Source organism: Mesorhizobium sp. C089B, assembly GCF_030323125.1.
In the GTDB taxonomy this organism is placed as follows: domain Bacteria; phylum Pseudomonadota; class Alphaproteobacteria; order Rhizobiales; family Rhizobiaceae; genus Mesorhizobium.
The window spans coordinates 6,054,983-6,067,037 of record NZ_CP100469.1 but is presented as its reverse complement, the minus strand read 5'-3'; the positions used below and the strand labels follow the sequence as shown (position 1 = coordinate 6,067,037).

Genomic DNA, 12,055 nt, shown 5'->3' with positions numbered 1-12,055 from the left:
TGTCGTCAGGACGGGCAACGGTGCCGCCGACTGCGTCCACCGATGGTGATGTGGCGGGTGCTCCGATCGTGCTCTCTACTCTGCAGGATCGTGTCGAGCGGCTCGGCGACCAGAATCTCGGCAAGCGGCCGATAAACGAACCCCAACGATTCGGCGCGCTTGATCGCTTGGCGGTATCGGGCGCGCGCCGCCTGTGGATTTTCGCCCAGCATTAGTGACGCCCACAATGCATTGTCGGCTGCCTCGTGAAGATCTCTGGCTGTGCGCGCCTTTATTCGCTCAGTGGTATCGAGGGCACGGCGCACGAACTCACCCCGTTCGTCGAGGTGCCTGACCTCTTGTGGCACCCGGCGTCGGTAATGGAAGTGATCGCCCCTGAGTTGCAGGAGGCGGTCGGGATCATGCTCTTCGCGTCGTCTGCCCGCGTGTTCAACACGGCGTTTGTGTCACGATACGTATCACATTATGTATCACAAACGGCGCGAAAGCGCAACCTAGGCGAACCCTTTTCGCCGAAATTTGCCAATGAATTCAAATACTTATTCGGAGGGTCGGTGGTACCGTTGGCTGGGATCGAACCAGCGACCTCCGGATCCACAATCCGGCGCTCTAACCATCTGAGCTACAACGGCACGTTCGCCTGAGCCAGATCGTGGTGAAAATTCATTCTCCGAGATCCGCTCTGTCGTTCGGCGATGCGTCCAATACGGTCTATCAGAGACTAATTCAAGGCCTTTGATAAGGCAAAGCCGGTCTCCCAACAGACGCCCGTTTCTTCGGCAAAAGAAAAAGGCCGGCGGGAGGAGGTGCCGGCCTTTTCCTGTTACGAGCCAGCGGGAGGAGGTGCTGGCTGGTCACCCCGGAGAGCAGAGGGAGGAGGTTCCACTCGCCGGGTATTCATTTGGACAACTCTATCGCACACCTATTTGTCTGACGAAATGCGACGTTTTGATGCATCGCAGAGTTGTGCGCAATTATTAGGCGGCCTTGATGTCCTTCAGGGCCTTCTCGAAAGCGGTCTTGACCGGCTTGGAGACGTCTTCGGCAGCCTTCGAAGCAACAGCCTGGAAGTCCTTGGCCTGCTCGACGGTGGTCTCGACGCGCTTGCGCAGGAAGGCGGTCTGCAGTTCGACCACTTCCGACAGCGACTTGGCGCCGATGAGGGCCTCGAGATGCAAGAAGCCGGCTTCGGCATTGGCGCGCAGAGCGGCGATGGTCTTGAGCGACAGGTCGCTGGAAACGGTCTTGGCAGTCTCGAAGGTCGATTCCAGGACTTTCTGGGTCTCTTCGGCGCCGGTCTTCAGCTTGGAGTAGGCTTCCTTCGACTGCTCGACGCCCTTTTCGGCGAAAGCGCGGATCTGGTCGGTTGCCTTGGAAGCGTCGAAGCTCGGGAATTCGACGTTTTCGATGGTCTCAGCGGTCTTGGCCTTGGTCATTTTCCGTCCTTTCGGGGTAGCGGCTTTGACAAAAAGCCGTCTCGTTCATGTATGATGGCAATATAGCGGTTTTTTTGTGCGATGCAATATCTTTGTTGCAGTGCACCATAAATTTCTTCCCATGCGTCACCCAAGAGGTTATCCAGGGACATTCCGAGAGCTGTTAACCAAGTGGCCAGAGATTCCACCTGCTTCCCGCCATGGCTTGTGGACCTTCGCCGCGCGGGCTTTTATTAACAAAGCGTTAACTGCAAATTGCCCGCCTTGTAGGTTCGCCAAGAGGGGTTCGCCAAGAGGTTTCACCGAAAGGGTCCGCCAAGCGCATGCCTTCCGAGAACTACTCTTTCCTCGATGTCGCCGTGCTTGATGCGGTTCGCCAGCGCTTCGCCGCCGGCGACGCGATCGCGATTCTGTCGGCCGACCTCGAACAGGTGATCTGGGCCAACGGCCCGGGCGCTGCGGTGTTCGGCTATCCCGATATCGAGGCCATCATCGGCGCTTCGGCACAGCTGCCGCTGATCGCCAGGCGTCAGATCATGGCGACCGCGGGCTTCCCGCAGATCGGCAGCGACCGCGCCATTACCGTACGGCTGGCGACCGGCATCACCAGCCGCGCCGTCGGCTTCCTGGCCAGTGCGGTGACTATGCCGGACGGCGAAAGCGCCATTATGCTGGTGGTGCCGGCAGCGCAGGCCGGCTCGCGCAGTGCTGCCGACATTGCGGCCCGCGCGATCAGCGGCTTTACCGAAGACGGCCATTTCATCGCCTTTGTCGACGCCGCCGGCACTGTCGAAGCGGCTTCGGATGGCTTTGGCGCGCTCGCCATCCGGCCTGAGACGCTGGCCGCGCTTGTCGCCGACGTGGCGAGCCAGGACGACCGCATCGTCAAGCGGCTGGTCCCCGGCGGCGCCACGTCCTATCCGGCCGGCTTCGCGCGCCTGACCGAGTCCAGGCATCTGCTGGTGGTCATCGACGAGGATCAGCTCGGTGAGGAAAATCCTGTCGGCGAGCTGGATGCCGAACCTGCTGCAGCGCAGGTCGACGATGGCCCGGCGCAGGCCGCCGCGGAGAACGCGGTAACGGTGGATGCGGTGGCTGACCACCCCACCGCAAGCGGGAATCAGGGCGCCCCACTCGCGGCCGCACCTGATGTCGGGGAGACAGGTCCGGCTGCCACCAAGCATGATGCTTCGGCGTCAACCGATACAAAGGCGGACCATCGCGAGCAGACGACCTGCCGCGAGCAGGCGGCGAATGACAGCGCGCCGGCGCAACATGATCATTGGTACTTCCATGCCGGCGAAGAGCCGCAGGCGGGCGAGCCGGACAGTCCGGCGCAGGCCGAGCCGGACTCTGTTTCCCCGGCCGAGAGTGCGCAGTTGGACAGCAGTGCCGCTGCGCCCGCCCTGCCGTCTGACGCAGCCCCACCGGCTGCGCCTCCCGCCAAACGTGAGATCGACCGCTCGGCGCCGCCGCTGCGCTTCGTCTGGCGCACCGACGCCGAGGGCAAGTTCAGCGCGCTGTCGCCGGAATTCGGCGACATTGTCGGCAAAGCCGCCGCCGACGTGATCGGCCGCCGCTTCAAGGACGTCGCGACAATTTTCGGCCTCGACGCCTCGGGCGAGATCGCCGGCCTGCTTGAACGGCGCGACACCTGGTCGGGCCGCTCGGTACTGTGGCCGGTTGCCGGCTCCGACCTGAAGATACCGGTCGATCTGGCAGCACTGCCTGTCTACGGCCGCAGCCGCGCCTTCGAAGGTTTTCGTGGTTTCGGCGTCGCCCGCGCCGGCGATGCGGTGGTCGATCCGGAAGCAATCGGCATGGCGCTGGTCCCCAATGGCGCGCCAGCGGCAGCAGCCGAGCCGGCCCCGGAACAGCCCGTGGCGGAAGCTCCCAGGGCGGCCGATCCGTTCGAGGGCGAAGTGCCGGCACTGACCATCGTGCCGAAGCAGGAACGTCGTTTTGCCGACAAGGTCATCCGGCTGGCCGAGCATCGGCAGCCTGCCAACGACAAGCAGCCGACAAGCGAGAGGGGCCTGTCGACGCTGGAGCGCAGCGCTTTCCGCGAAATCGGCGAGCGGCTGAAGAAGGACAATCCCCCCCCGGAGCAGCCGGATGCCGGCAAGCAGGCCGAGCCGACCAGGACCAGTCAAACAACGCCGGACGAGGCCAGGCTGGAGCGGGCCAAGGGAGATCATCCCAAGCCGGATCATGTCGAGGCGGACCAGCCTGAAACAGCCGCGCCAGCCCGACAACCCGCCGAGGTCTCGAGTCCGGACGAAGCCGGCCCGGCTGCCGTGGCTGAACCATCGGCAGCCGCACCCGAAAGCGAAACGGCTGAGGCCGAACCGCCGGAAAGCGATGCCGAGGACGAAAAGGACCTGACGCGGCTTGACGGCGAGCAGCCGGACGACGGCCTTGCGGACAGCGAAGCAGGCGAGGCGAAGGCGCCGACAGTGTCGCGCTCCCTGCTCGACTATGCCGATCCCGAACCAGGCTCCGTCACCGAAGACAGTACGGAAGCAACGTCGTCCAACGACGAACTTGCGCCGGCTTCCGAACCGGATGATACGCAAGCCCAAGAGATCGTCGAGGCCGCAGAGCCACAGCCGGTTGTTGCCGAGACGCCGGCCAATGCCGGTGAAGACGACAGCATGACGTCGGCCGACTTCCGCGATGCCGAGGACAATGAGGATTGGGCGCCGTCCGACGAGGCGACCGATTCCGCCGTGGAAGACGGGGACAAGGCCGGCGATGCGGACACAGTGCCGGCAGAACCACAGCGCCTGAAAGTGCCGCCGCTCAAGCTTGAGGGGTTCATGCCTTCGGCATTCTCGGCCGGAGATGAACACAAGGCCCCTGACACGTCGATCCTCGGCAAGCTGCCGGTGCCGCTGCTCATCCATTCGGGCGACGAGCTTCATTACGCCAATGAGGAATTCCTCGGCCTGACCGGCTATGACACGCTTGAGGATCTGAGCGACGCCGGCGGGCTCGACGCGCTGTTTGCCGATCCCTATTCAGAAATGGCCGGCGAAAGCGACCACACACTCAAACTGAAGACGCGCGAGGGCCAGGAATTTCCGATCGAAGCCATTTTGCGTTCGGTGCCGTGGCGCGCCGGCAAGGCGCTGATGCTGGTGGTGCGACGTACCGGCGATAACGAGCCGCCGATGGTTGCGCATCTCGCAGCCGAGGAGCAGACGCAGCCCGATGTCTCCGAACTCAAAGCGCGCATTGCCGAGATGCGCACCATCATCGACACCGCGACCGATGGTGTGGTGTTGATCGGCCGCGACGGCGACATCCGCTCGATCAGCCGGCCGGCCGAGGCGCTGTTCGGCTTCGACAGCGACGACGTCACCGGTAAACCGTTCGCCTCGCTGTTTGCCATCGAAAGCCAGCGCGCGGCGCGCGACTATCTGAACGGCCTGTCCGAGCCCGGCGTGGCGAGTGTGATGAACGATGGCCGCGAGGTGATCGGGCGCGAGGCGCAAGGGCGCTTCATCCCGCTGTTCATGACCATCGGCAGGCTGCCCAATGACAGCGGCTTCTGCGCCGTGGTGCGCGACATCACGCAGTGGAAGCGGGCCGAAGAGGATCTGACCCAGGCGCGCGCGGTGGCCGAGCGCGCCTCCTCGCAGAAGACCGATTTCCTCGCCCGCATCAGCCACGAGATCCGCACGCCGCTCAACGCCATTATCGGCTTTTCCGAGCTGATGGTGGACGAGAAGTTCGGCCCGGTAGCCAATGACCGCTACCGCGACTATCTCAGAGACATCAACCGCTCGGGCAACCATGTGCTCGATCTCGTCAATGACCTCCTCGACATTTCGAAGATCGAGGCCGGCCAGCAGGAAATGGACTACGAGGCGGTGTCGCTCAACGATACGCTGGCCGAGACGGTGGCGATGATGCAGCCGCAGGCCAACCGCGAGCGTGTCATCATCCGCTCCAGCTTCGCCTCGCGACTGCCGGAAGTCGTCGCCGACCTCAGAAGCGTGCGCCAGATCGCGCTCAACATCCTGTCCAATGCCATTCGCTATACGCAAGCCGGCGGACAGGTGATCGTGTCGACCGCCTATGAAACCTCCGGCGACGTTGTCATGCGGGTGCGCGATACCGGCATTGGCATGAGCCATGCCGAGATCGAGCAGGCGCTGAAGCCGTTCAAGCAGATCAATGCGCTGAAGCGCGGGCGTGGCGACGGCACCGGTCTCGGCCTGCCGCTGACCAAGGCGATGGTGGAAGCCAACCGCGCCCGCTTCACCATCACCTCGACGCCGGGCGAAGGGACGCTGGTCGAGGTCGCCTTCCCGTCGACGCGGGTGCTGGCCGAATAGGCCGGCGATTTCCGGGCGAGAATCCCGGACAAAGAAAAGGCGTCCAACAGGACGCCTTAAATGGGATTTGCTGTCACAACGGGGCTTGAGCGATTCTGATCCTCAGGGGACGAGGAACGGGATTTCTCCCTCAAGTTACGTGCGACTATCGACGCCGGGCCTTAACAACTCCTTACCGGCCGTCCAAAAAATTTACGAATGTGTACCACTCATGAAATCTAGGTAAATTCGACCGACATATCTGGTTAACCATCCCGGCCGCGTCACTCAGCCAGCTGCGGCAGGTTCGTGAACAGCTCCAGCGCCTCTGGATTGGCCAACGCTTCCTTGTTCTTGATGGCGCGGCCATGCACCACGTCGCGCACTGCAAGCTCGGTGATCTTGCCCGATTTGGTGCGCGGAATGTCGCTGACGGCGACGATCCTTGCCGGCACGTGGCGCGGGCTGGCGCCGCTGCGGATCTTGGAACGAATGCGCTTTTCCAGATCCTCGTCCAGCGTCACGCCGGCGGCCAGCCGCACGAACAGCACGACGCGCACGTCATTGTCGAAATCCTGGCCGATGCACAGCGCCTCAAGGATTTCCGGCATCTGTTCGACCTGATTGTAGATCTCCGCCGTGCCGATGCGCACACCGCCCGGATTGAGCGTCGCGTCGGAACGGCCGTGGATGATCATGCCGCCATGCGCGGTCCATTCGGCGAAGTCGCCGTGGCACCAGACATTGTCGAAGCGCTCGAAATAGGCCGCATGGTATTTCTTGCCCTCAGGATCGTTCCAGAAGCCGATCGGCATCGACGGAAACGCCTTGGTGCAAACCAGCTCACCCTTTTGCTCGCGGATCGGCTTGCCGTCATCGTCCCATACATCGACAGCAAGGCCGAGGCCGGGACCCTGGATCTCGCCGGTCCAGACCGGTTGCGTCGGTACGCCGAGCACGAAACAGGAGACGATGTCGGTGCCGCCGGAAACCGAGGCCAGATGTACGTCCTTCTTGATGCCGTCAAAGACGAAGCGGAAATCCTCCGGCGACAACGGTGAGCCGGTCGAGGAAATCGCCCGCACACTCGACAGATCATGGCTGCGGATAGGCTTGAGCCCGGCCTTGCGCACGGAATCGATGAATTTGGCTGAGGTGCCGAAAAAGGTCATCTTCTCGGCATCGGCGAAGCTGAACAGCACATTGCCGTCGGGGTGGAAGGGTGAGCCGTCATAGAGCAGCAGCGTGGCGCCCGAGGCCAGGCCCGACACCAGCCAGTTCCACATCATCCAGCCGCAGGTGGTGAAGTAGAAGAAGCGGTCGCCTTCGATGAGTCCGGCATGCAGCCGGTGTTCCTTGACATGCTGGACCAGCGTGCCGCCGGCCGAATGGACGATGCATTTGGGAATGCCGGTGGTACCTGACGAGAACAGGATGTAGAGCGGGTGCGCGAACGGCAGCCGCTCGAACGTGACCGCTTTGGCGGTAAAGGGTAACAGCGCCTCTTCGAGCGCCACGGCCTTGTCGATGATCGCTGCGATATCGCGCGAGGTACCGAGATAGTCGACGATCAGGACCTTGCGGACGGTTTCGAGCTTCGCCGCAACGGCAGCGATCTTGTCGGCTACCTCGATTGCCTTGCCATTGTACCAATAGCCGTCCGGCGCAATGAATATGACCGGCTCGATCTGGCCGAAACGGTCGAGCACGCCCTGCTCGCCGAAATCGGGGGAACAGGACGACCAGACCGCGCCGATGGAGGCGGCCGCCAGCATGGCGGCGACGGTTTCCGGCATGTTGGGCATCATCGCCGCGATGCGGTCGCCCTTTTTAACCTTGAGCGACAGGAAAAGCTGCTGAAAGCGCGAGGTCAGCTGGTGCAGTTCGCTCCACGACAGCCGCCGCTCGATCTTGTCCTCGCCGCGAAAGACGATCGCGTCACCGGAACCGGTCTTCTTCAGCAGGTTCTCGGCGAAGTTCAGCGTCGCTTCGGGAAAGAACGATGCGCCGGGCATCTTGTCGCCATCGACGAGCACGGGCTCGCCCGCATCGGTCCCTTTGTCGCCGACAATGCCGCAAAAGTCCCACAGCAGGCTCCAGAAGCCCTCGCGATCCTCGACCGACCAGCGGTGCAGTTCGGCGTAGGAGGCGAAGGATGTGCCGCTTTTGGCCGCTGCTGCCTTCATGAACGCGGTCAGTGGTGCTGCGTCGATCTGGTCTTGCGTCGGAGTCCAGAGCGGTGCTTCGGCAGCCATGATCGATCCTCCTTGAAGCCCGTCGCGTCGCAAGATAGATATGCTTTTGTTTGATGCACGTCGTTGTCCCGGAACCGCTGCACTCTTCCGGGCGACATGCACTAGCCTCAGCTTTACAGGCGCCGCTGTCCCAAAAACGCCGCGCCTCGTAACAGGCTGAAGCTGCATCGCTTATGCCTACCACCGTGCGGCAGAGCAAGATTTTGTTCCGCTAAACTCGGCCATATGTGCGCAATTGCCATCGCCGGGCCATAAAGACTTGAAATGCCTCAGCCCTAAGTCGTAGTGACGGCTGGAAGGCGTGGTGACGACTGGCGGTTACACCCGTCAGGCGTTTATCGGAATGAAAGCAACCGGGGCAATATGCCATCACCTTTGATCCGGCGCGGAATATGGGCGATCGGCGTTGCCGTGCTCGTCATCGCGCTGGTCGTCGCCGCTCTGCCGCTGTTTGCCTCGACCCGGATCGTGCGCGATCGCATCGCCTGGGAGATGAGCGCGTGGAGCGGTTTCAGGGTCACCATCGCCGGTTCGCCGCGCATCGAGGTGTGGCCGAAGTTCCGCGCCATATTGAGCGACGTCACGCTGTCCCAGTGGACCGAGACCGACGCGCCGCCGGTGATCGAGGCCGAACGGGTCGAGGTCGACCTTTCGGCCATGGCGGCGCTGCAGGGCGATGTGGTGTTTTCGACGGCGCGGCTGGTGCGGCCGACGATCCGGGTCCAGCGCGCCGCAAACGGCATATTCCTGCCCGCCATACCAACGGGCGGACGCATCACCCGCTCCATCGACACGGCGCGCGGCGTGGTCAACGCCGATCCGACGAAGCCGGATCTGAGCAAGCTGCCCGCCGATCCGTTCGGCACCGTGGAATTCAGGGACGGCCGCATGGTCGCCTCCGTCGGCGGCAAGGACGTCGAATTGCTGACCAGCCTGTCCGGCCAGGCGAGCTGGGCAGCGATGAACAGCAACGCGACCTTGTCGGCGACCGGAATCTGGCGCGGCGAGAGCGTCACCGTCGATGCCGCCTCGCCCAAGCCGCTGGTGCTGTTTGCCGGCGGCGCCGCACCGGTCACGTTTTCGTTCAAGGCAGCGCCGGCCAGCTTCTCGTTCGACGGCACGGCCAGCATGTCGCAAAACGCCTATTTCGATGGCCAGGCGAAATTCGCCGCGCCCTCGCTGCGGCGCGTGCTGGAATGGTCGCAGGCCGGCATTGCTCCTGGTACGGCGATCGGTTCGGTCTCGATTTCGAGCAAGATCACGGCGACCGCCGGCCGCGTCAAATTCGAAAACACCGCGGTGACGCTCGACAACAACCCGGGAATGGGGGCGCTGGATTTTTCGTTCGGCGACGCCTTGCCGGTGATATCAGGCACACTCGCCTTCGATACGCTCGACCTCAGGTCGCTGTTTTCGGCCTTCACGCCGCTGGCACCGACCGGCGAGACCGGTCCCGGCGAAATCGACACCAGCTTCGCCGACCGGATCAATCTCGATCTGAGGCTGTCAGCGGCGCATGCCTCGGCCGGCGCAATCCAGCTTGCCGACGTCGCCGCCACGGCGCAGGTGAAGAACGGGCTTGCCGTCTTCGATATCTCCGATGCGTCGGCCTTTGGCGGCAACGTGCAAAGTAGCCTGCGTTTCGACCGCAAACCGGAGGGCTCGCAGGTCGAGATCCGGCTGCTCGCCTCCGACATTGACGGCGCCGCTTTCGGCACCGCGGCCGGAATGACGCGGCTGGTGCCGGCCAGCACCGGCACTGTCTCGGTCATTCTCAAAGGGCCGGGCAAATCCTGGGACTCGATCTTCGAGAACGCGGACGGCTCGGTCTCTGCGACGTTCGGGCCTGGCGCGCTGAGCGGGCTCAATTTGCCGGCATTTCTGAAGCACACGGAACAGGGCGGCTTCTTCGCGCTCGACGACGTCTCGGACGGGACACTGCCGATGGACGGCGCCGAGCTCAAGGCCACCATCTCGAAGGGTGTGGCAAGGCTGGACAAGGCCGAGGCCAATTCGGCGAAATACAAGGTCTGGCTGTCCGGCATCGCCTCTTACGGCGGACGCGGGCTGGCGCTTTCGGGGGGTGTCACCCAGGCCGACCCGGCAGCGGCACCGGTCAATGGCCAGCAGGGATCCAACCAGTCGTCATTCTTCGTCGGCGGCACCTGGAGCACGCCGTTCATCTCGCCGATCAGCCGCGGCGTCTCAGGCGAATAGGCGGACCCTTACCGGGATCGCCCTATCCCTCGTTTGACGCAATCAACCGCGCTGCGCGGCCTGTTCGTCGAGCTGGCGTTGCACCTCACGCCGCTTGTTGGCGACCGAAGCGATGATGACGCCTACCGCCACGACGGCGATCAGGATGGTGCAGGCGGCGTTGATTTCCGGCGTCACGCCGAGACGCACCTGGCTGTAGATCTTCATCGGCAGCGTGGTGGCGCCAGGCCCGGAGGTGAAGGAGGCGATGACCAGGTCGTCAAGCGACAGGGTGAAGGCCAGCATCCAGCCGGAGACGATGGCCGGCATGATGACCGGCAGCGTGATCTGAAAGAAGGTCTTTACCGGCGTTGCGCCGAGGTCCAAGGCAGCTTCTTCCAGCGAACGATCGAACGACACCAGGCGCGACTGCACGACGACAGCCACGAAGCACATGGTCAAGGTGATGTGAGCAAGCGTCACGGTCAGGAAGCCACGGTCGAGACCGACGGCAACGAACAGCAGCAACAGCGACAGGCCGGTGATGACTTCCGGCATGACCAGCGGCGCAAACACCATGCCGGAAAACAGGATGCGGCCGCGGAAGCGGGTGTAGCGGGTCAAGGTCAGTGCCGCCAGCGTGCCGAGCACGGTTGCCACAGTGGCGGAGATGACACCCACACGCGCGGTCACCCAGGTGGCGTCCATCAGCCCCTGATTGTGGAACAGCGAGGCATACCATTTGGTCGAGAAGCCGCCCCAGACGGTGACCAGCTTCGACTCGTTGAAGGAGAAGACGATGAGCAGCACGATCGGCAGATAGAGAAAGGCAAAGCCCAGCACGACCGAGGTGACGTTGAAGCGGCTCCAGGTGGCGTTCATTTGTCCTGCTCCTGGGCGCGTGCCTGGGCCTGCTGGAAGAGCATGATCGGCACGATCAGGAGCAGCAGCAGGATGACGGCGACGGCCGACGACACCGGCCAGTCACGGTTGGCGAAGAATTCATTCCACAAGGTCTTGCCGATCATCAGCGTCTGCGAGCCGCCGAGCAGATCGGGAATGACGAACTCGCCAACCGCTGGAATGAACACCAGCAGGCAGCCGGCGATGACCCCGGGCAGCGACAGCGGGAACGTGATCTTCCAGAAGGCTGATGTCGGCGGGCAGCCGAGATCCTTTGCCGCCTCGATCAGCGAGTAATCCATCTTTTCCAGCGACGAATAGAGCGGCAGCACCATGAATGGCAGGTAGGAATAGACGATGCCGATGAAGATCGCCGTGTAAGTGTTGAGGATGATCAGTGGCTGATTGATGATGTGCAGCGACAACAGCAGCTGATTGAGCAGACCCTCGGGCTTGAGGATGCCGATCCAGGCATAGACGCGGATCAGGAACGACGTCCAGAACGGCAGGATAACCAGCATCAGCAAGGTCGGACGGATCGTCGCCGGCGCGCGGCCATGCCGTAGGCGATCGGGAAGCCGACGAGCAAGGTCAGGATCGTCGAGACAGCAGCGATGATAACACTGGTCACGTAGGCTTTGAAGTAAAGCGCGTCCTGCGTTAGCCAGACATAATTGTCGACGCTGAGTTCGCGGAAGCGGACAAAGAACCCGGACATGCCGTCCCTGAAATCGAGCGCCGGCGTGTAGGGCGGCATGGCGATCGCCGACTGCGACAGCGAAATCTTGAAGACGATGATGAACGGGATGAAGAAGAAGAACAGCAGCCAGAGATAAGGCACGATGATGACGAGCCGGCTGACAAAGCCGGCACCGAGCCGCATCAGGAACGGTTTGGCCGCGGCCGATGGACCGGCGTCGGTGAGTGCAATGTTGGACATGGC

6 protein-coding genes, 1 tRNA gene and 1 pseudogene are annotated in these 12,055 nt (G+C 63.0%); 2 read left to right on the top strand and 6 right to left on the bottom strand.

Translation table 11 applies throughout. The features are described 5' to 3' along the window. Positions 1-5 precede the first annotated feature (5 nt). The 3 genes from NLY44_RS33275 to NLY44_RS29545 all read right to left on the bottom strand — a co-directional run bounded on the left by NLY44_RS33275 (position 6) and on the right by NLY44_RS29545 (position 1,436). Positions 6-347 carry a hypothetical protein gene (locus NLY44_RS33275; protein ID WP_502882022.1) on the bottom strand — a complete coding sequence of 114 codons (342 nt, stop codon included), beginning with the start codon at positions 345-347 and terminating at the stop codon, positions 6-8. 208 nt (positions 348-555) lie between these two features. Further along, positions 556-632 (bottom strand) — tRNA-His (locus tag NLY44_RS29550). A gap of 345 nt (positions 633-977) precedes the next feature. Then, positions 978-1,436 carry a phasin gene (locus NLY44_RS29545; protein ID WP_023806626.1) on the bottom strand — a complete coding sequence of 153 codons (459 nt, stop codon included), beginning with the start codon at positions 1,434-1,436 and terminating at the stop codon, positions 978-980. Positions 1,437-1,759: 323 nt separating this feature from the next. On the opposite strand from NLY44_RS29545, the gene NLY44_RS29540 reads away from it, so the two are divergent. Continuing rightward, complete coding sequence (locus tag NLY44_RS29540) at positions 1,760-5,779, top strand: PAS domain S-box protein (RefSeq protein WP_023806625.1); 4,020 nt, start codon at positions 1,760-1,762, stop codon at positions 5,777-5,779. 263 nt (positions 5,780-6,042) lie between these two features. Here the strand turns inward: NLY44_RS29540 and NLY44_RS29535 are convergent, their stop codons facing one another. After that, the gene (locus NLY44_RS29535; RefSeq protein ID WP_023806624.1) at positions 6,043-8,013 is read right to left on the bottom strand and encodes an acetoacetate--CoA ligase; all 1,971 of its coding nucleotides are present in this window, start codon (positions 8,011-8,013) and stop codon (positions 6,043-6,045) included. Between the two features lie 363 nt (positions 8,014-8,376). Here NLY44_RS29535 and NLY44_RS29530 point away from each other — a divergent pair, with 363 nt between their 5' ends. Further along, positions 8,377-10,230 carry an AsmA family protein gene (locus NLY44_RS29530; RefSeq protein WP_023753890.1) on the top strand — a complete coding sequence of 618 codons (1,854 nt, stop codon included), beginning with the start codon at positions 8,377-8,379 and terminating at the stop codon, positions 10,228-10,230. A 42-nt stretch (positions 10,231-10,272) separates the two neighbouring features. Here the strand turns inward: NLY44_RS29530 and NLY44_RS29525 are convergent, their stop codons facing one another. Together NLY44_RS29525 and NLY44_RS29520 are read right to left on the bottom strand one after the other, a co-directional pair. Beyond that, on the bottom strand, positions 10,273-11,091 hold the full coding sequence (locus NLY44_RS29525; RefSeq protein ID WP_023669326.1) for an ABC transporter permease: 819 nt from the start codon (positions 11,089-11,091) through the stop codon (positions 10,273-10,275). Then, positions 11,088-12,052: pseudogene (locus NLY44_RS29520) on the bottom strand (ABC transporter permease subunit). Before NLY44_RS29520 ends, NLY44_RS29525 begins: the two are co-directional and overlap by 4 nt. Between the last annotated feature and the right edge of the window lie 3 nt (positions 12,053-12,055).